Source organism: Pseudomonas sp. UBA6753 (assembly GCF_002453565.1).
Classification (GTDB): Bacteria; Pseudomonadota; Gammaproteobacteria; order Pseudomonadales; family Pseudomonadaceae; genus Aquipseudomonas; species Aquipseudomonas putida_Z.
In genome coordinates this window covers 23724-42014 of record NZ_DKHD01000036.1, presented here as the reverse complement: position 1 = coordinate 42014, position 18291 = coordinate 23724, and the positions used below count along the sequence as shown (strand labels likewise).

At 61.4% G+C, this 18291-nt stretch carries 20 protein-coding genes; 7 read left to right on the top strand and 13 right to left on the bottom strand.

Annotation, left to right across the window (positions count from 1 at the left end; genetic code table 11):
- Position 1 precedes the first annotated feature (1 nt).
- Positions 2-826, bottom strand: a complete 825-nt coding sequence (gene ttcA / locus B2790_RS15825) for a tRNA 2-thiocytidine(32) synthetase TtcA (RefSeq protein ID WP_012270926.1) — start codon at positions 824-826, stop codon at positions 2-4.
- Positions 827-1088: 262 nt separating this feature from the next.
- Here ttcA and B2790_RS15820 point away from each other — a divergent pair, with 262 nt between their 5' ends.
- On the top strand, positions 1089-1688 hold the full coding sequence (locus B2790_RS15820; protein ID WP_003252385.1) for a Yip1 family protein: 600 nt from the start codon (positions 1089-1091) through the stop codon (positions 1686-1688).
- Between the two features lie 131 nt (positions 1689-1819).
- Complete coding sequence (locus B2790_RS15815; protein WP_025338002.1) at positions 1820-2314, top strand: SprT family zinc-dependent metalloprotease; 495 nt, start codon at positions 1820-1822, stop codon at positions 2312-2314.
- Between the two features lie 171 nt (positions 2315-2485).
- Here B2790_RS15815 and fpr read toward each other — a convergent pair whose 3' ends face one another.
- Positions 2486-3265 (bottom strand): ferredoxin-NADP reductase, encoded by a 780-nt coding sequence (gene fpr, locus B2790_RS15810; RefSeq protein WP_286919183.1) that lies wholly within the window; start codon positions 3263-3265, stop codon positions 2486-2488.
- Between the two features lie 121 nt (positions 3266-3386).
- On the opposite strand from fpr, the gene finR reads away from it, so the two are divergent.
- Positions 3387-4313, top strand: a complete 927-nt coding sequence (gene finR, locus B2790_RS15805) for a LysR family transcriptional regulator FinR (RefSeq protein ID WP_004375481.1) — start codon at positions 3387-3389, stop codon at positions 4311-4313.
- On the opposite strand, the gene B2790_RS15800 is transcribed toward finR, so the two are convergent.
- The 3 genes from B2790_RS15800 to B2790_RS15790 form a co-directional block, all read right to left on the bottom strand.
- Positions 4310-4675: a diacylglycerol kinase gene (locus B2790_RS15800; protein WP_286919182.1), complete on the bottom strand. Its 366-nt coding sequence runs from the start codon at positions 4673-4675 to the stop codon at positions 4310-4312. The two genes, finR and B2790_RS15800, sit on opposite strands and share 4 nt — an antisense overlap.
- A gap of 73 nt (positions 4676-4748) precedes the next feature.
- The gene (gene erdR, locus B2790_RS15795) at positions 4749-5399 is read right to left on the bottom strand and encodes a response regulator transcription factor ErdR (protein WP_025338000.1); all 651 of its coding nucleotides are present in this window, start codon (positions 5397-5399) and stop codon (positions 4749-4751) included.
- A 78-nt stretch (positions 5400-5477) separates the two neighbouring features.
- The gene (locus tag B2790_RS15790) at positions 5478-6188 is read right to left on the bottom strand and encodes a tRNA-uridine aminocarboxypropyltransferase (RefSeq protein ID WP_075043997.1); all 711 of its coding nucleotides are present in this window, start codon (positions 6186-6188) and stop codon (positions 5478-5480) included.
- Between the two features lie 360 nt (positions 6189-6548).
- On the opposite strand from B2790_RS15790, the gene B2790_RS15785 reads away from it, so the two are divergent.
- Entirely contained in the window at positions 6549-6968 is a 420-nt protein-coding gene (locus B2790_RS15785; protein ID WP_085665685.1) for a quorum-sensing-regulated virulence factor family protein, read from the top strand.
- A 15-nt stretch (positions 6969-6983) separates the two neighbouring features.
- Here the strand turns inward: B2790_RS15785 and B2790_RS15780 are convergent, their stop codons facing one another.
- On the bottom strand, positions 6984-7193 hold the full coding sequence (locus B2790_RS15780; protein WP_025337998.1) for a hypothetical protein: 210 nt from the start codon (positions 7191-7193) through the stop codon (positions 6984-6986).
- 162 nt (positions 7194-7355) lie between these two features.
- On the opposite strand from B2790_RS15780, the gene B2790_RS15775 reads away from it, so the two are divergent.
- The gene (locus tag B2790_RS15775; protein ID WP_025337997.1) at positions 7356-8474 is read left to right on the top strand and encodes an LOG family protein; all 1119 of its coding nucleotides are present in this window, start codon (positions 7356-7358) and stop codon (positions 8472-8474) included.
- Between the two features lie 229 nt (positions 8475-8703).
- On the opposite strand, the gene recX is transcribed toward B2790_RS15775, so the two are convergent.
- From recX to B2790_RS15750, 5 genes are all read right to left on the bottom strand, one after another.
- Positions 8704-9174, bottom strand: a complete 471-nt coding sequence (recX, locus tag B2790_RS15770) for a recombination regulator RecX (protein ID WP_075043995.1) — start codon at positions 9172-9174, stop codon at positions 8704-8706.
- A gap of 21 nt (positions 9175-9195) precedes the next feature.
- Complete coding sequence (gene recA / locus B2790_RS15765) at positions 9196-10263, bottom strand: recombinase RecA (RefSeq protein ID WP_015269214.1); 1068 nt, start codon at positions 10261-10263, stop codon at positions 9196-9198.
- A gap of 103 nt (positions 10264-10366) precedes the next feature.
- Positions 10367-10849: a CinA family protein gene (locus B2790_RS15760; RefSeq protein ID WP_286919181.1), complete on the bottom strand. Its 483-nt coding sequence runs from the start codon at positions 10847-10849 to the stop codon at positions 10367-10369.
- Positions 10850-11290: 441 nt separating this feature from the next.
- Positions 11291-11812: a hypothetical protein gene (locus B2790_RS15755; RefSeq protein ID WP_286919180.1), complete on the bottom strand. Its 522-nt coding sequence runs from the start codon at positions 11810-11812 to the stop codon at positions 11291-11293.
- Complete coding sequence (locus tag B2790_RS15750; protein WP_286919179.1) at positions 11770-12057, bottom strand: DUF1778 domain-containing protein; 288 nt, start codon at positions 12055-12057, stop codon at positions 11770-11772. Before B2790_RS15750 ends, B2790_RS15755 begins: the two co-directional genes overlap by 43 nt.
- A 452-nt stretch (positions 12058-12509) precedes the next feature.
- Here B2790_RS15750 and mutS point away from each other — a divergent pair, with 452 nt between their 5' ends.
- Positions 12510-15083 carry a DNA mismatch repair protein MutS gene (gene mutS / locus B2790_RS15745; protein WP_286919195.1) on the top strand — a complete coding sequence of 858 codons (2574 nt, stop codon included), beginning with the start codon at positions 12510-12512 and terminating at the stop codon, positions 15081-15083.
- A gap of 140 nt (positions 15084-15223) precedes the next feature.
- Positions 15224-15547 (top strand): ferredoxin FdxA, encoded by a 324-nt coding sequence (gene fdxA / locus B2790_RS15740; protein ID WP_004375459.1) that lies wholly within the window; start codon positions 15224-15226, stop codon positions 15545-15547.
- Between the two features lie 618 nt (positions 15548-16165).
- Here fdxA and rpoS read toward each other — a convergent pair.
- Both rpoS and B2790_RS15730 read right to left on the bottom strand, forming a co-directional pair.
- Positions 16166-17173 (bottom strand): RNA polymerase sigma factor RpoS, encoded by a 1008-nt coding sequence (gene rpoS / locus B2790_RS15735; RefSeq protein ID WP_013971277.1) that lies wholly within the window; start codon positions 17171-17173, stop codon positions 16166-16168.
- Positions 17174-17281: 108 nt separating this feature from the next.
- The gene (locus tag B2790_RS15730) at positions 17282-18139 is read right to left on the bottom strand and encodes a peptidoglycan DD-metalloendopeptidase family protein (protein WP_084785063.1); all 858 of its coding nucleotides are present in this window, start codon (positions 18137-18139) and stop codon (positions 17282-17284) included.
- Positions 18140-18291: the final 152 nt, after the last annotated feature.

Sequence of the window (18291 nt, the reverse complement as noted above, 5' to 3'; positions counted from 1 at the left end):
CTCAGATGTTCAGCACGTCAAGGAAACGCGGGGTAGCGTTTTCGTCGATCTTCAGGCTGGTGAAGTCGAACAGGTTGCGGTCAGCCAGCTGCGACGGCGCCACGTTCTGCAGGGCACGGAAGATGCTCTCGGTACGCCCCGGGTGCTTGCGCTCCCACTCCACCAGCATGTCCTTGACCACCTGGCGCTGCAGGTTTTCCTGCGAACCGCACAGGTTGCACGGGATGATCGGGAATTCCTTCATGTCCGAGTAGGCCTGGATATCCTTCTCGCTGCAGTAGGCCAGCGGGCGGATCACCACGTTGCGGCCATCGTCGGCGCGCAGCTTCGGCGGCATGCCCTTGAGCGCGCCGTTGAAGAACATGTTGAGGAAGAAGGTTTCGACGATATCGTCGCGGTGGTGCCCCAGCGCCATCTTGGTCGCGCCGATTTCGTCGGCGAAGGTGTACAGGGTGCCACGGCGCAGGCGCGAGCACAGCGAGCAGGTGGTCTTGCCCTCGGGGACCAGCTCCTTGACCACCGAGTAGGTGTCCTTCTCGACGATGTGGTACTCGACACCCAGTTCCTTGAGGTAGGCCGGCAGCACATGCTCGGGGAAACCCGGCTGCTTCTGGTCCATGTTCACCGCGACGATCTCGAACTTGATCGGTGCCACCTTCTGCAGGTGCAACAGAACGTCGAGCATGGTGTAGCTGTCCTTGCCGCCGGACAGGCAGACCATGACCTTGTCGCCATCCTCGATCATGTTGTAGTCGGTGATGGCTTCGCCGGCGAGACGACGCAGGCGTTTTTGCAGTTTGTTCTGGTTGACCGAGAGGGTGCCCATAGCGCTTGGATCCGCGAGGTGTGACAAAAGCCGGCTATTTTACGCACAAACGCGGCGGCGCTGTAGGCATTCCGATAAAGACTTCATTGTAATCAACAGCGCGCCTTACAGCGCAATTTGCTCTAAAAAGCTCGGTTTATGCGGGTAACGGCTTCCTATACTGCGACATAAGGCCACATTACCGCTTGCTTCGGTGTTCGGGCCTCGGGCCGCTTGCGCTCCATCTGGGGGGCGTTTGGCAACATTGAGAGGAGTGATCGGCATGATTCATCACGTTGTGGGGCTGTTTACCCATCCCGACCAGGAATGGCGGGAAATTCGTGGCGAAGAAGAAACCATCAGCCACATGTACCTGACGCACACCCTGATCCTGGCTGCGATCCCCGCCGTTTCGGCGTTCATCGGTACCACCCAGGTCGGCTGGGTGATCGGCGACCGGCCAGCGGTGATGCTGACCATGGAAAGCGCCATCTGGATGAGCATCATGTCGTACCTGGCGATGCTTGCCGGGGTGGCGGTAATGGGGGCGTTCATCCACTGGATGGCCCGCACCTACGATGCCAACCCGTCCATGGCACAGTGCATCGCCTTTGCCACCTACACCGCCACCCCGTTGTTCATCGGCGGCCTGGCGGCACTGTACCCGCACCTGTGGCTGGGCATGCTGATCGGCACCGCCGCCATCTGCTACACGGTGTACCTGCTGTACGTCGGCTTGCCGACGTTCATGAACATACCGTCCGACGAAGGCTTCCTGTTCTCCAGCTCGGTGCTGGCAGTGGGCCTTGTGGTACTGGTGGCGATCATGGCCGCCACGGTGATCATCTGGGGACTGGGCGTGGGGCCCGTCTACACCAACTAGAACAGACTCGACCAACACTGGGGCATCAACCTGGGGCCGCCGCAAGGCGGCCTCTGGCTGTGCGCTGACCGGTGGCTCGGCAGGCTGCCCGGGGTTGCGGCATAATGCCCGGTCAGGAGAACCACCCCGCCATGCCCGAGCTGCTCAGACAACGCGTCGAAACCTGTTACCAGCAAGCTGAAACCTTCTTCAAACGCCCCTTCCCGCGCCCGGAAGTCAGCTTCAAGCTGCGCGGGCAAAAAGCCGGTGTCGCCCACCTGCACGAGAACCTGCTGCGCTTCAACCTGCAGCTTTACCGCGAAAACCAGGAAGACTTCCTGCGCCAGACCGTGGCCCATGAAGTGGCGCATCTGGTGGCCCACCAGCTGTTCGGCGACCGCATACAGGCCCATGGCGAGGAGTGGCAGCTGATCATGCGCGGGGTGTATGAACTGCCGCCCAACCGTTGCCACAACTACGAAGTGCAACGGCGCGTGGTGACCCGCTACATCTACCGCTGCCCGTGCCCGCAAAGCGACTTCCCGTTTACCGCGCAGCGGCACAAGCTGGTGCGCCAGGGGCGGCGCTACCTGTGCAAGCGCTGTCGGGAGATATTGGTGTATAGCGGCGAGACGCGCGTCGAATAGATTGTGTATTGCCTGTACCGGCCCTTTCGCGGGCTTGCCCGCTCCCACTCAGGCCTTGTGATATCCCTGTGGGAGCGGGCAAGCCCGCGAAAGGGCCGGTACAGGCGATACATGAATCACAGGCACAAGAAAGGCGACCCAAGGGTCGCCTTCTTTGCATCAGCCTGCGCCTTACTTCTCGACGAAGGCACGCTCGATCAGGTAATCACCCGGCTCGCGCATGCGCGGGGAGATCTTCAGGCCGAAGCTGTCCAGTACTTCGCTGGTCTCGTCGAGCATGCTCGGGCTGCCGCAGATCATCGCGCGGTCGTCCTGCGGGTTGATCGGTGGCAGGCCGATGTCGCTGAACAGCTTGCCGCTGCGCATCAGGTCGGTCAGGCGGCCCTGATTCTCGAACGGTTCACGGGTCACGGTCGGGTAGTAGATCAGCTTTTCGCGAACCGACTCACCGAAGAATTCGTTCTGCGGCAGGTGCTCGGTGATGAACTCGCGGTAGGCCACTTCGTTCACGTAGCGCACGCCGTGCACCAGGATCACCTTCTCGAAGCGCTCGTAGGTTTCCGGGTCCTGGATGACACTCATGAACGGTGCCAGGCCAGTGCCGGTGCTCAGCAGGTACAGGTGCTTGCCCGGGTTCAGGTCGTCGAGTACCAGGGTACCGGTAGGCTTCTTGCTGATGATGATCTCGTCGCCTTCCTTCAGGTGCTGCAGCTGCGAGGTCAGCGGACCGTCCGGCACCTTGATGCTGAAGAACTCCAGGTGCTCTTCCCAGTTCGGCGAAGCGATGGAATAGGCGCGCATGAGCGGACGGCCGCTTTCTTGTTGCAGGCCGATCATCACGAACTGACCGTTCTCGAAGCGCAGGCCCGGGTCGCGAGTGCACTTGAAGCTGAACAGGGTGTCGTTCCAGTGGTGCACACTGAGGACACGTTCGTGGTTCATGTTGCTCATTTAATGGGGCTCCTGAAGAAAGACGCGGCGCGCGCAAGACGCGCAGTTGCGCGATAGTTTAGGGGCAGCGACAATATCTGTTAACTGGATTATCAAGATATGTGTTATCGGTTATATCGATATGCGATTTACACTTCGTCAGCTGCAAGTCTTCGTTGCCGTGGCCCAGCACCAGAGCGTTTCGCGCGCCGCCAGTGTGCTGGCCTTGTCGCAGTCGGCCGCCAGCACCTCGATCACCGAGCTTGAGCGCCAGTCCAGCTGCCAGCTGTTCGACCGCGCCGGCAAGCGCCTGAGCCTCAACGCCCTGGGCCAGCAACTGTTGCCGCAGGCCGTGGCCCTGCTCGACCAGGCCAAGGAAATCGAAGACCTGCTCAACGGCAAGTCCGGTTTCGGCTCGCTGGCGGTCGGCGCCACGCTGACCATCGGCAACTACCTGGCCACCCTGCTGATCGGCAGCTTCATGCAGGTGCACCCGGAAAGCCAGGTGAAGCTGCATGTGCAGAACACTGCGCATATCGTGCAACAGGTGGCGCATTACGAAATTGATCTGGGTCTGATCGAAGGCGATTGCAACCACCCGGACCTGGAAGTGCAGCCCTGGGTCGAGGACGAGCTGGTGGTGTTCTGCGCGCCGCAGCACCCGCTGGCCAAGCTGGGCCGCGCCGATGTACAGACCTTGTCCCAGGAAGCGTGGATCCTGCGCGAACAGGGCTCGGGCACGCGCCTGACCTTCGACCAGGCCATGCGCCACCACCGCACCAACCTCAACATCCGCCTGGAGCTGGAACACACCGAAGCGATCAAGCGCGCGGTGGAGTCGGGCCTGGGCATCGGCTGCATCTCGCGCCTGGCCCTGCGTGACGCCTTCCGCCGCGGTAGCCTGGTAGCGGTAGAAACCCCGGAGCTGGACCTGATGCGCCAGTTCTACTTCATCTGGCACAAACAGAAGTACCAGACCTCGGCCATGCGCGAATTTCTCGAACTGTGCCGCAACTTCACTGCGGGCTTCACCCGCAGTGACGAGATCGTGTTGCCACCAATCGCTTAAAGCAGGATCACACCCCACACCAGCGCCACCATGGTCAGTGCCACCAGTTGCGCGGCGCTGCCCATGTCCTTGGCGTTTTTCGACAGCGGGTGGCGCTCCAGCGAAATGCGGTCGATGGCTGCTTCCACCGCCGAATTGAACAGTTCGACGATCAGGCCCAACAGGCACACGGTGATCATGATCGCCCGCTCCGCACGGCTGACCGGCAGCCAGAAGGCGACCGGGACCAACAGCACGTTGAGCAGCACCAGCTGGCGGAACGCGGCCTCGCCCTTGAAGGCGGCGCGCAGGCCGTCCAGCGAATAGCCGGCGGCGTTGAGGATACGTTTGAGGCCGGTCTGGCCCTTGAATGGCGATGTCATGTGAGTCACTTCACAACGGAAAGGCCAGCAGACTAGACCGGCACGGGTCAAAAAAGCGTGAAGCCACGCGCACTCAGCTGCTGGCAACCGATTCAAGTTGTTGCAGCAACAACGCCGCCTGGGTGCGGGTACGCACACCCAGCTTGCGGAAGATCGCGGTCACGTGGGCCTTGATGGTCGCTTCCGACACGTTCAGCTCATAGGCGATCTGCTTGTTCAGCAAGCCTTCGCAGACCATGGTCAGCACGCGGAACTGCTGCGGCGTGAGGCTGGCAAGGCCTTCGCTGGCGGCCTTGGCCTCGGCCGAGACATCGACCTTTTCGAACGCCTGCGGCGGCCACCAGACCTCGCCGTCGAGCACCTTGCGCACCGCATCCTGGATCACTTCCAGGGTGCTGGACTTGGGAATGAAGCCACTGGCGCCAAACTCGCGGGACTTGACCACCACTGCGGCCTCTTCCTGCGCCGATACCATCACCACGGGGATCTGCGGGTATTGCCCGCGCAGCAGCACCAGCCCGGAAAAACCGTAGGCACCCGGCATGTTCAAGTCCAGCAACACCAGGTCCCAGTCGGCTTTTTCGCTCAGACGGGTTTCCAGTTCGGCGATGCTGGCGACTTCAACCAGGCGTACATCCGGGCCCAGGCCGAGGGTAACGGCCTGGCGCAAGGCGCCACGGAACAGCGGGTGGTCATCGGCAATCAGGATTTCGTAAGTGGCCATCGATCTGGGGATCCTGTTCTGTGTCGGGCACTCGGGTAAGGGTCATTATGAACCAAAGCAGGGGTTGTGCCCCTTGGACTATAGGAAGGTATGCAAACGCTGGTGGGTGTCGTCCTGCTCGTCCAGCGGCAGGCGCCGCTTGCCGCTCAGGTAATGCAGGCTGAACACATCCAGGTAGGCGTCCAGCGCCTGCGAGGCCTGGGTATCGCCGGCCAGGTCCAGGCACATGGCAGCGACTTCCGCGGTGCAGAAGTGATCGTCGCGCTTGGAGCGGCGCAGGCGGTAGCGGGACATCTGCTCGGCCTGCAGGCTCAACACCGGGAAGCGGTCAAGGTACGGGCTTTTGCGGAACATTTTGCGCGCTTCGGTCCAGGTGGCATCCAGCAGGATGAACAGCGGGCGCTTGCCCGGCTCGCGCACTACCTCGCTGACCACCCGCTCCTGGGCAACGAATTCGCCAGGGAAGACGATGTAGGGCTGCCAATGCGGATCGCCCAGCAACGCCAGCAAGCGTTCGTCGACCGAAGTACGCAGCCAGCCGAAGGCCGAGGTGTCCTCGATCAGGTCGGCGATCAGCCAGCCGGTATTGGTGGGCTTCAGTGGCTCGGTGTCATGCATCAGCAGGCACACGCCGGACTCTGCCTGCACCCGCGGCTTCCAGGCGCACAGGCAATGAGTGGCGATGACCCGGCAATCGGGGCAGCGCTCGGCACGCGAACCACGGGCGATGAAGGGTTTGTTGCTGCGGGCCAGTCGTTCGGCGCGCAGACGCGCTACCGCATGGCTCATGCCGGCAGGCCTCTGGACAGGTTGGGAATGGACACAAGGATGACTCGGAAAAAACTAAGAGCGCCAGTCTACCAGAACAGGGGGCAATTGCTGTGCAGGTGGCGGCGCGGCCCATATAATCGCTGTTTTTACCGTACCCCCAGTCGCGCCTGCGCGCTTCTGGGGCTGCTGCGCAGCCCATCGCCGGCAAGCCAGCTCCCACCTCGACCGCATTGCACCAGGCCATGTGCAATCCCTGTGGGAGCTGGCTTGCCGGCGATGGGCCGCACTGCGGCCCCAATTGCAGCCACCGTGCGGTTTTCACGGAACGCCGTCGACCTGCGCATGTCAAAGCGCCAGTCATCGAACCAGGAGAGATTCATGCTGCGCCGTATCGTCCCCGCCCTGAGCCTGCTGCTCGCCCTGCCCCTGGCAGCCCAGGCGGCTTCCAAGCAGGAATACGACCTGAACAACACGCTGCAGAAGGTTGCCAAAGAGAGCAGTGTCGGCACCCCGCGAGCCATCAACGAGGACATCCTCGACCAGGGTTACACCGTGGAGGGCAAGGCACTGGTCAACCACCTGAGCGTGCGCCAGGACCATGCCGCGCGCATGCAGGCCAACCCCGAACAGGTACGCAGCCAGCTGGGTGACAGCGTCTGCCGCAACAGCGGTTTCCGCAACCTGATGTCCAAAGGCGCGGTCATGGTCTACCGCTTCACAGTCTACAAGACCAACCAGCCGATCATGGACCAGGCGTTCGACAATGCCAGCTGCGTGGCCGGCAACAAGAAGAAGTAACCAACACTTCGATCGCTACGCCTTCTCGTCTTCACGGGCGCGCCAGCGCCCTTCAGCGGCATCGGCGCGCATCTCTGCCAGCAGCGCCTGCAGGTAGCGCGACTGGCATTCCAGCCCCGACAGCCTGCGCCGGCATTCGGCCTCCAGGCTCAGGTGATGCACCTGGGCCGCATTCTCCAGCTGCTGGTAAAGCTGCCGGTCCACTTCGATGATCAAGCGATGCATACCGCCACCTCCTGCATCGACACGTTTCGCTCTACCCAGTTAACCAAACCCGCATCCCCCGTGGCTGCATGCCGACGGGCGGCTGTGCCGAACACCCCCGGCACAATTGAGCGCAAGGGTCTAGATTGAGGTCAGAGGTATTGGTGCAGAAGGAGACGTTGCATGCCTTACCAATCGAGTGAACTGCTGTTCAGCCACTTCCGCGACAACAACATCGACCTGAGCAACATCGACGCACAACTGCAACTGGTGGCACCGAACAGCCCCAACCTGCCGCTGTACCGCGACATGATGCTGACCATCCTGCGCATGGCCCATGACGACACCGACCGCTGGAGCGCCAAGATCACCCTGCAGGCCCTGCGCGAACTGGACCATTCGTTCCGCACCCTGGAACGCTACAAGGGCCGGCGCAAGGTGACCGTGTTCGGCTCGGCGCGCACTCCGCTGGAGCACCCGATGTACGCCCTGGCCCGCGAGCTGGGCGCAACCCTGGCACGCTCCGACCTGATGGTCATCACCGGTGCTGGCGGCGGCATCATGGCAGCTGCCCACGAAGGCGCCGGCAGCGACCACAGCCTGGGGTTCAACATCACCCTGCCCTTCGAACAACACGCCAACCCCACGGTGGACGGCACCGACAAGCTGCTGCCGTTCCATTTCTTCTTCATCCGCAAGCTGTTCTTCGTCAAGGAGGCCGATGCCCTGGTGCTGTGCCCGGGTGGTTTCGGCACTCTGGATGAAGCGCTGGAGGTGCTGACCCTGATCCAGACCGGCAAGAGCCCGCTGGTACCGGTGGTGCTGCTGGATTCGCCAGGTGGCAGCTTCTGGCGCGACTGCCTGGACTTCATCAGCCGCCAACTGGAGGAAAACCGCTACATCCTGCCCAGCGACCTGAAACTGCTGCGCCTGGTGCACAGCGCTGACGAGGCAGTGGAAGAAATCAACCAGTTCTACAGCAACTACCACTCCAGCCGCTGGCTGAAGAGCCAGTTCGTGATCCGCATGCATCACCCGCTCAGCGAGGCGGCGCTGTATGACATCCAGGAAGGCTTTGCCGACTTGCGCCTGAGTGGCAAGTATCACCAGCAACCTGACAGCAGTGCCGAGCACGAAGTGGGCAACTTCAGCCACCTGACCCGTTTGTCATTTGCCTTCAATGGCCGGGACCAGGGCAGGCTGCGCGAGCTGGTGGACTTCATCAACCTGCCGGAGAACTGGGCCAAGCCGCAGCCCATGCATACCACGCAGCGGGCCAGGGAGGCGTTGAAGGTCAGTTGATTGTCGAACAAATTTCCAAAGCGCGCCGCGCAACCTGTGGGAGCGGCGTTGCCGGTACTCGCGGGTAAACCCTAATGCCGGTCAGATAACGTTTGCCGGCTGGATTGGGGCTGCTTTGCAGCCCTTCGCGGGCTTGCCCGCTCCCACAGGGACCGCGCATTTTCTGAACCTTGCACCAAACCTGTGGGAGCGGGCAAGCCCGCGAAGGGCCGCAAAGCGGCCCCAGTCTTCAGTAGTCGTCGATATCACGCCCACTGAGCAGACGGCCGATCATGTCCATGGGGAAACCCCGGTAAGCCAGAAACCGGGTCTGCTGGGCACGGCTGCGGGGATCGTGCGGGCGCTGACCAGCAAACTTGCGCTGCCATACGTCACGCATGCGCTCGCCCCAATCCACCTCGCTCTCGCGTAGCGCCTGCTCGATATCAGCACGCGCCAAACCGCGCTGGCCTAGCTCTTCGCGAATACGCGCAGGGCCGTAGCCGGAGCTGGAACGGTATCGGATGAAACTTTCGAGGTAACGGGCTTCGCTAAGCAGCCCTTCTTCGGCGAGCCGGTCGAGTTCAGGCTCGATCAGCTCGTCCGAAGCGCCGCGCTGACGCAACTTGCGCGTCAGCTCGACGCGACCGTGCTCACGTCGCGCGAGCAGGTCCATGGCTGTCCGCCGAATGGCGACGGGGGTGTCGAGTACGGCGGACATGTTCGGCTATCTACCGCGCAATCAATAACCGGCGTCAGCGTCGGCCATGTCATCGGCATCGGCTTCGGCAGCAGCAGCCTTACCAGCAGCCGCAACAGCACCAGAGGTCAGCAGCTTCTCGCGAATCTGCTTCTCGATCTCGGCACCAATAGCCGGGTTCTCAGCCAGGTACTTGGCAGCGTTTGCCTTGCCTTGACCGATCTTGTTGCCCTGGTAGGCGTACCAGGCACCGGACTTCTCGACCAGGCCTTGGGAAACACCCAGGTCAATGATTTCGCCGTTACGGTAGATACCCTTGCCGTAGAGGATCTGGAACTCGGCCTGACGGAATGGCGGCGAAACCTTGTTCTTGACGATCTTGACGCGGGTTTCGCTACCGACCACCTCGTCGCCTTCCTTGACCGCGCCGGTACGGCGGATATCCAGACGCACCGAGGCGTAGAACTTCAGGGCGTTACCACCGGTGGTGGTTTCCGGGCTGCCGAACATCACGCCAATCTTCATACGGATCTGGTTGATGAAGATGACCAGGCAGTTGGCGTTCTTGATGTTACCGGTAATCTTGCGCAGCGCCTGGGACATCAGGCGCGCCTGCAGGCCCACGTGCATGTCACCCATCTCGCCTTCGATCTCGGCCTTCGGTACCAGAGCAGCCACGGAGTCGACGATGATCACGTCAACAGCGTTGGAACGCACCAGCATGTCGGTGATTTCCAAGGCCTGTTCACCGGTGTCCGGCTGCGAAACCAGCAGGTCGTCGACGTTGACGCCCAGCTTGCCGGCGTACTCGGGGTCGAGGGCGTGTTCGGCGTCGACGAAGGCGCAGGTGGCGCCGTTTTTCTGGGCTTCGGCGATGACCGACAGGGTCAGCGTGGTCTTACCCGACGATTCCGGGCCGTAGATCTCGACGATACGGCCTTTTGGCAGGCCGCCGATGCCCAGGGCGATGTCCAGGCCCAGCGAGCCGGTGGAGATGGCAGGGATAGCCTGGCGCTCGTGGTCGCCCATGCGCATGACGGCGCCCTTGCCGAATTGGCGTTCGATCTGACCCAGGGCCGCAGCCAAGGCGCGCTTCTTGTTGTCGTCCATTGAAATCCTCACGTGTTCGACTTGGCCCTGACGGCCGGAATACCTGTATAAGTAGCCAGTATTATTCCACAGGCAAGCGCCCACGCAAACCCCTGTCGTCGATTTACTCGGCACCAAGCTGTAACAAGCCGTCTAACGCGGCGATCACCGTCTGTCGGCGCACCGACTCGCGGTCACCGTCGAACTGGCGCCGCTCGCTGACCACATGGTTGCCGTCGCCCCAGGCCAGCCACACGGTGCCCACCGGTTTGGCCGGCGAACCACCGTCCGGCCCGGCCACGCCGCTAACCGCCACGGCAAAGCGCGCGCCGCTGGCGGCCTGGGCGCCGCGGACCATGGCTTCGACCACTTCCTGGCTGACCGCGCCAACCTGGCCGAACAACGCCGCGGGCACTCCGAGTTGACGGGTTTTCTGGGTGTTGGAATAGGTCACGTACCCAGCCTCGAACCAGGCCGAGCTGCCGGGCACGCGGGTGATGGCCTCGGCGATGCCGCCACCGGTGCAGGATTCGGCGGTGGTCACCTGCGCGTTGAAGCGGCGCAGGTGTTCACCCAGGCGGGTGGCAAGCGTAGTGATCGGGTCCATGTCGGGCTCCTTGGAGGCAGGCTTCTACCCTAGCATCTTGGTGAGGTGGGATGGGCGCCCGCTTCGGTCTCGCACATCACTTGTTCCAGGCCACTACCGGCCACGGCAGGGGCGCCGGGCGGAATATCGCAGGTACAGCCTGCCGGGTAGCCGTGTTAACCTATGTGGCTTGAAAATCCGGTGGGTCTCGGCGTCGCGCGTGCAACACAGAACGCCCCAATTTGCCCCACAATATTGAGACCTACTTTCTAAGCCCTTGATGAATAAAGCAATTTCCGATTTCTCCGCACATACCACTTAACGATGCTCGTGGAAGTCTATGCAAAGTGGATGATCACGAGTCTCCCCAGGAACTAGAACGAATCTGGAAGGGGATTTGCCAGGGTCGGCCCAAGACCTAAAGAGGAGAACCCCCCGCCGGAGAACCGGCGGGATGGGCTGCTACCGCAAGGACAGCATCATGGTGAGCGGGGAGATATCTGGGCAGCGAACAAAACCTGCCTTCTTCTCGTAGAACTGAGCCAATGCTTCGTTCAGAGGATGGACCAGCAGCACCGCAGTACCGACAATCTCAGAGGATGCGAGCACCCGGCTAATGGCATCCTGCAGAAGCCCCTCGGCAAAACCGAAACCCTGAACAGTCATCGTGATCCCCATGCGGCCGAGAATCGTCGCCGGATGGACATTCGGAGTATTCCGCTGGAGCCGCTTCGGCGTCACGTGTTCACGCACGATAGAACCATTAGATAGAGTGTAGTATCCGGCGACCCGGTTGCTACCTTTGAAGCAGGTCACGTAGACCACAGCTTGCTTCTTCTCTTGCCCTTTCCTTGCGTTCTTGTGAAGGTACTCGTTGATCGAGCTCTCCCCACAGTCAAAGTCACTGAAATCGTGAAACGCGTTCAGCTTCTCGGGTTTGCTCAGCTCCAGGGGGCTGGTTTGGACATTAATTTCTGTAGACACTTGTTACTCCTTAATGGATTGGATTCAAGTGCCTGTTCAAAGCGGTCAAACGCTTCATCGCTTAGGATGAACAGCTGACGGTCCATGATCACTTCTTCAGCTCTCTTACAAGCAGCATCTAAAATGAAACTAGTCCTGTCAGTCCCCAGCAGTTCCACGGCCGCATCGATCAGGCTTCGTTTTTTTGTATCAACCCGCATGTTGATTGGTACGGGCTTATCTCGCTCGATGGTTAGAGCAGACATTTTTCTTACCTCTATTTAGTTTGGTTACTGGTTCCTTGTTCTCCTTATTGGTCCGTATCGGCTTAGATTGTCTAATCTGTTTTCACATGATGTTGCTTGCATGCGGTCACACATTTACTTTTGCCTCGGTATGCCCCAGATAAGCGGGGACTTTTTTCCCATAGAAATCGGGACTTGAGCTAGACCTTCGTAGGTTGTGCTCCTGACATGTAGGAGCTTAGGTGTGGAGGCCATCTCCACATTGCTAATACTACCCGCGCGTGTAGCCAATGTCTACACCTGTGTATGAATCTGACTTACAAAAAACCTGCCTCGCTTCAAGGCGTCGCCGTGGTACCCTAGGTGAATTCTCACTACGGATGCGGCATCGTGCCTTAGGCTCTAAACTGAAATGCCTCGCTCATGCCCCAGCAGCAGAACCGAACCCACCTAAGTTATTGATGAATAAAGCAATTTCTGACTTATCAGCACACACCCCGATGATGCAGCAGTACTGGAAGCTGAAGAACCAGCACCCGGACCAGCTGATGTTCTACCGCATGGGCGACTTCTACGAGATCTTCTACGAAGATGCGAAAAAAGCCGCAAAACTGCTGGACATCACCCTGACCGCGCGCGGTCAGTCGGCCGGCCAGTCCATCCCCATGTGCGGGATTCCGTTCCATTCGCTGGAAGGCTACCTGGCCAAGCTGGTCAAGCTCGGCGAATCGGTGGTGATCTGCGAGCAGATTGGCGACCCCGCCACCAGCAAGGGCCCGGTGGAACGTCAGGTGGTGCGCATCATCACCCCGGGTACGGTCAGCGACGAGGCCCTGCTCGACGAGCGTCGCGACAACCTGATTGCCGCGCTGCTCGGTGACGAGCGCCTGTTCGGCCTGGCGGTACTGGACATCACCAGTGGCAACTTCAGCGTGCAGGAGATCAAGGGCTGGGAAAACCTGCTGGCCGAGCTCGAGCGCCTGAACCCGGTCGAGCTGCTGATCCCCGACGACTGGCCGCGCGACCTGCCCGCCGAGAAACGCCCGGGCGCCCGTCGCCGTGCGCCATGGGATTTCGACCGCGACTCGGCGCGCAAGGCCCTGTGCCAGCAGTTCGCGACCAAGGACCTCAAGGGCTTTGGCTGCGACAAGCTGACCCTGGCCATCGGCGCCGCCGGTTGCCTGCTGATCTACGCGAAGGAAACCCAGCGCACCGCCCTGCCGCACCTGCGCAGCCTTCGCCACGAACGCCTGGACGACACGGTCATCCTCGACGGCGCCAGCCGCCGCAACCTGGAGCTGGACATCAACCTCGCCGGCGGCCGTGACAACACCCTGCAGTCGGTGATCGACCGCTGCCAGACCGCCATGGCCAGCCGATTGCTGAGCCGCTGGTTGAACCGCCCGTTGCGCGACCTCAAGGTGCTGCAGGCACGCCAGGACTCGATCCGCTGCCTGCTCGACGGCTACCGCTTCGAGAAGCTGCAGCCGCAACTCAAGGAAATTGGCGATATCGAGCGGATTCTCGCCCGTATCGGCCTGCGCAACGCCCGCCCACGCGACTTGGCACGCCTGCGCGATGCCCTGGGCGCGCTGCCCGAGCTGCAGAACGCCATGGCCGAGCTGGAGGCGCCGCACCTGGCACGCCTGGCCGCCATTACCGGCACCTACCCCGAACTGGCCAGCCTGCTGGAACGGGCGATCATCGACAACCCGCCGGCGGTGATCCGCGATGGCGGCGTGCTCAAGGCCGGTTATGACAACGAACTGGACGAGCTGCTGGCGATCAGCGAGAACGCCGGCCAGTTCCTGATCGACCTGGAAGCCCGGGAAAAGGCCCGCACCGGCCTGGCCAACCTCAAGGTCGGCTACAACCGGGTGCATGGCTACTTCATCGAGCTGCCGACCAAGCAGGCCGAGCAGGCCCCGGGCGACTACATCCGCCGCCAGACCCTGAAAGGCGCCGAGCGCTTCATCACCCCAGAGCTGAAGGCGTTCGAGGACAAGGCCCTGTCGGCCAAGAGCCGCGCCCTAGCCCGCGAAAAGATGCTCTACGACGCCCTGCTGGAAACCTTGATCAGCCACCTGGCACCGCTGCAGGACAGCGCCGCCGCCCTGGCCGAACTGGACGTGCTCAGCAACCTGGCCGAACGTGCACTGAACCTGGACCTGAACTGCCCGCGCTTCGTCGACGAGCCGTGCCTGCGCATCGAGCAGGGCCGCCACCCCGTGGTGGAACAGGTATTGACCACGCCGTTCGTGGCCAACGACCTGGGCCTGGACAACAACATGCGCATGCTGATCATCACCGGCCCGAACATGGGCGGTAAGTCCACCTACATGCGCCAGACCGCCCTGATCGTGCTGCTGGCGCATATCGGCAGCTTCGTGCCGGCTGCCAGCTGCGAGCTGTCGCTGGTCGACCGCATCTTCACCCGCATCGGCTCCAGCGACGACCTGGCCGGCGGCCGCTCGACCTTCATGGTCGAGATGAGCGAAACCGCCAACATCCTGCACAACGCCACCGACCGCAGCCTGGTGCTGATGGACGAAGTGGGCCGTGGCACCAGTACCTTCGACGGCCTGTCGCTGGCCTGGGCCGCCGCCGAGCGCCTGGCCCAGCTGCGTGCCTACACGCTGTTCGCCACGCACTACTTCGAGCTCACCGTGCTGCCGGAAAGCGAGCCACTGGTGGCCAACGTGCACCTGAACGCCACCGAGCACAACGAACGCATCGTGTTCCTGCACCACGTGCTGCCTGGCCCTGCCAGCCAGAGCTACGGCCTGGCCGTGGCGCAGCTGGCCGGCGTGCCGACGGCCGTCATCCAGCGTGCCCGTGAACACCTGGCGAGGCTGGAGACCACCAGCCTGCCGCATGAACAGCCCCCGGCCCAAAAGGCCAAGGACGTGCCACAGGTCCCGCACCAGAGCGACCTGTTCGCCAGCCTGCCACACCCGGCCATCGAGAAGCTGGGCAAGCTGCAGCTGGACGACATGACCCCGCGTCAAGCTATCGAAATGCTATATCAACTAAAGAACCTGTTATAACGGCGCCCACTACAAGCTGGTAGAATCCGCCGCGGTTTGCTGGTGCTGCAGGTTATTAGCCTGGCCTGCAGCCACATGCCCGCAAACCGCGCGGCCCTGAGAGGAAGGGCCGCCGCCGTCGCCTGAGGAGAGAATTAGAAATGACCTTCGTCGTCACCGACAACTGCATCAAATGCAAATACACCGACTGCGTGGAAGTCTGCCCGGTGGACTGCTTCTACGAAGGCCCGAACTTCCTGGTCATCCACCCGGACGAGTGCATCGACTGCGCCCTGTGCGAGCCGGAATGCCCAGCGCAAGCCATCTTCTCGGAAGACGAAGTGCCTGCGGGCATGGAGAACTTCATCGAGCTGAACGCCGAACTGGCGGAAATCTGGCCGAACATCACCGAGCGTAAGGACGCCCTGCCGGACGCTGAAGAGTGGGATGGCAAGACTGGCAAGATTGCAGACCTGGAGCGCTGATAGCGTCCGGACACGAAAAAGGCCCCTTGGGGCCTTTTTTGTTTTCTGCGGACAAAAAAAAGGGGCGGTTTGACCCGCCCACATTTTTTCCGTAGTCCCTGCTTGTCCCAAACATCATCCTGATGAAATCGCGTCGTGCGACGTCCCTGGCTTTCTTCCTGAAAGCCTGTGCATGTCCCTGTGCACAGTTCGAATACTAGCGACTTGAGCCGGGCGGGCAACCGCTAAACCTCACAGGGTGTTGCAGGTGACACATTTCCTCACAGCTGAATAAACCAGGTTTTTCAATGAGTTGGGAAAACGCAGGATCTGGATACGACAATGATTTACTGAAGCGTACATAGAAGGCTTACAAAACAAGTAAGCAAAGGCTTACACGCGATGTTACTGGGGTAGCGCAGTACATAATGTCTTGGGGCTGCTTTGCAGCCCTTTCGCGACACAAGGCCGCTCCCACAGGTTAGTGGCGCATTCGAAGGCGATGAAATACCTGTGGGAGCGGCCTTGTGTCGCGAAAGGGGCGCAAAGCGCCCCCGGCAATTTTGAATGGGGCACCTCTGATCGAAACATACAAAAACGCCCCGAAATCATCGGGGCGCTTTGTGTTGCAGGCTTCCGCTACTGGAACAACGACTCACTGGACAGGCCGTTCTTCTCGAGGATCTCACGCAAACGCTTGAGCCCCTCGACCTGGATCTGCCGCACCCGCTCACGGGTCAGGCCAATCTCCAGGCCGACATCTTCCAGGGTGCTGCTTTCATGCCCGCGCAGGCCAAACCGGCGCACCACCACTTCACGCTGCTTGTCGGTCAACTCGCCCAGCCATTGGTCGATGCTCTGCGACAGGTCGTCATCCTGCAGCAGTTCGCACGGGTCGGTCGGGCGGTCGTCGGTCAGGGTATCGAGCAGGGTCTTGTCCGAGTCCGGGCCGAGCGACACATCCACCGAAGACACCCGCTCGTTCAGGCCCAGCATGCGCTTGACCTCGGCGACCGGTTTCTCCAGCAGCGTGGCGATTTCTTCTGGCGAGGGTTCGTGGTCGAGTTTCTGGGTCAGCTCGCGCGCAGCGCGCAGGTAGACGTTCAGTTCCTTGACCACGTGGATCGGCAGGCGAATGGTGCGGGTCTGGTTCATGATCGCCCGCTCTATGGTCTGGCGAATCCACCAGGTCGCATAGGTCGAGAACCGGAAACCACGCTCCGGGTCGAACTTCTCGACGGCACGGATCAGCCCCAGGTTGCCCTCCTCGATCAGGTCGAGCAGCGACAGGCCGCGGTTCACGTAACGACGGGCAATTTTTACAACCAGGCGCAGGTTGCTTTCAATCATGCGCTTGCGGCCGGCAGGGTCGCCCTTTTGCGACAGGCGCGCAAAGTGCACTTCCTCTTCCGGCGAAAGCAGAGGCGAGAATCCGATCTCGTTGAGATACAACTGGGTGGCATCGAGCGCCCGGCTGTAATCGATATACTTGTGTTGCTTGAGCGAAGAGCCCGACTTGGCCCTCGTCCGAACCGAAGATACAGCAGGTTCGTCTGACACCACATCCGTTTCCAAAACGATACCCGTCTCCATCAGAAGCAGGTCATCGTCGATGTCAAACTCCGGCACTTCTTTACTGAGAGCCATTGTTATAGTCCTTTGCTGAGTTCGAACTCAGACTCGAGCGGCACCTATCTCCCTGGCAGCGCTGGAGCCTGTCCCCTCTACATCACAGGAACAGGCCGGGTACAACGGTCAACGACGTGGCAGGAACTGGAGCGGATCGACGGGTTTGCCCTGGCGGCGAATCTCGAAATGCAGCTTCACCCGATCTGTGCCCGTGGACCCCATTTCAGCAATCGACTGCCCTGCCTTGACCTGCTGCCCCTCCCGAACCAACAGCCTGCGGTTATGGCCGTAGGCACTGACGTAGGTATCGCTGTGCTTGATGATGATCAGTTCGCCGTAGCCCCTCAAGCCACTCCCGGCGTACACCACTGCACCATCAGACGCAGCAAAAACAGGCTGTCCCAAATCACCGGCGATATCAATGCCTTTATTCAAACTACCGTTTGAAGCGAATTTTCCAATCAGCACGCCATTGGCAGGCCAGGTCCAGCCGCCTACCGCGCGCTCCGCGGCAGGCACCGTGGCGACCACCGGGGCGCTACTGGAGGCTGCCGGCGTCGCCGGTTTGCTGGTGCTGGCAGGGGGTGTGCTGGTACTTCCCACAGGCCGCCGGATGACCGTGGTCTTGCTCGACGACGACGGGCTGGACACCACCGTGGTGCTGCCGGTAGAGCCGCTGCTGAAACGAATCGCTTGCCCCGGGCGAATGGTGTAAGGCGCAGCGATGCCGTTGCGCGCAGCCAGTTCCTTGTAGTCCCAGCCATAACGGAAGGCGATGGAGAACAGCGTATCGCCAGGCTTGACGATGTACTGCCCGGTGGTTACCGCCGGGCGCTTGGGCACGGTGTTATTGCGGTCGACCACCCGCGCGCTGTTGCTGCTGGTGCTCGAGCAACCCACCAGTAGCGTGCCCATGGCCAGTGCAATCACCAGAAGCGTGAAACCCGACCCGTCCTTGCGCTGCCGAATGACTGTGTGACCCACCCGCGCTCCCCTCATGGTGCCGAAAACGATATGAAGACAAGAAATGCAATATTATTGCAATTATAACCAAGCCCGCCCGCATTGGCAGGGTTGGTGAAAGACTGCTGCAAAGCCATGGCACGCGCTGTGCGCTAGCGCTTCACCCCGCCAGA

Coding starts and splice junctions, on each gene's coding strand:
- ttcA (WP_012270926.1), bottom strand. CDS start 826: ATGGGCACCCTCTCGGTCAACCAGAACAAACTGCAAAAACGCCTGCGT.
- B2790_RS15820 (WP_003252385.1), top strand. CDS start 1,089: ATGATTCATCACGTTGTGGGGCTGTTTACCCATCCCGACCAGGAATGG.
- B2790_RS15815 (WP_025338002.1), top strand. CDS start 1,820: ATGCCCGAGCTGCTCAGACAACGCGTCGAAACCTGTTACCAGCAAGCT.
- fpr (WP_286919183.1), bottom strand. CDS start 3,265: ATGAGCAACATGAACCACGAACGTGTCCTCAGTGTGCACCACTGGAAC.
- finR (WP_004375481.1), top strand. CDS start 3,387: ATGCGATTTACACTTCGTCAGCTGCAAGTCTTCGTTGCCGTGGCCCAG.
- B2790_RS15800 (WP_286919182.1), bottom strand. CDS start 4,675: ATGACATCGCCATTCAAGGGCCAGACCGGCCTCAAACGTATCCTCAAC.
- erdR (WP_025338000.1), bottom strand. CDS start 5,399: ATGGCCACTTACGAAATCCTGATTGCCGATGACCACCCGCTGTTCCGT.
- B2790_RS15790 (WP_075043997.1), bottom strand. CDS start 6,188: ATGAGCCATGCGGTAGCGCGTCTGCGCGCCGAACGACTGGCCCGCAGC.
- B2790_RS15785 (WP_085665685.1), top strand. CDS start 6,549: ATGCTGCGCCGTATCGTCCCCGCCCTGAGCCTGCTGCTCGCCCTGCCC.
- B2790_RS15780 (WP_025337998.1), bottom strand. CDS start 7,193: ATGCATCGCTTGATCATCGAAGTGGACCGGCAGCTTTACCAGCAGCTG.
- B2790_RS15775 (WP_025337997.1), top strand. CDS start 7,356: ATGCCTTACCAATCGAGTGAACTGCTGTTCAGCCACTTCCGCGACAAC.
- recX (WP_075043995.1), bottom strand. CDS start 9,174: ATGTCCGCCGTACTCGACACCCCCGTCGCCATTCGGCGGACAGCCATG.
- recA (WP_015269214.1), bottom strand. CDS start 10,263: ATGGACGACAACAAGAAGCGCGCCTTGGCTGCGGCCCTGGGTCAGATC.
- B2790_RS15760 (WP_286919181.1), bottom strand. CDS start 10,849: ATGGACCCGATCACTACGCTTGCCACCCGCCTGGGTGAACACCTGCGC.
- B2790_RS15750 (WP_286919179.1), bottom strand. CDS start 12,057: ATGTCTGCTCTAACCATCGAGCGAGATAAGCCCGTACCAATCAACATG.
- fdxA (WP_004375459.1), top strand. CDS start 15,224: ATGACCTTCGTCGTCACCGACAACTGCATCAAATGCAAATACACCGAC.
- rpoS (WP_013971277.1), bottom strand. CDS start 17,173: ATGGCTCTCAGTAAAGAAGTGCCGGAGTTTGACATCGACGATGACCTG.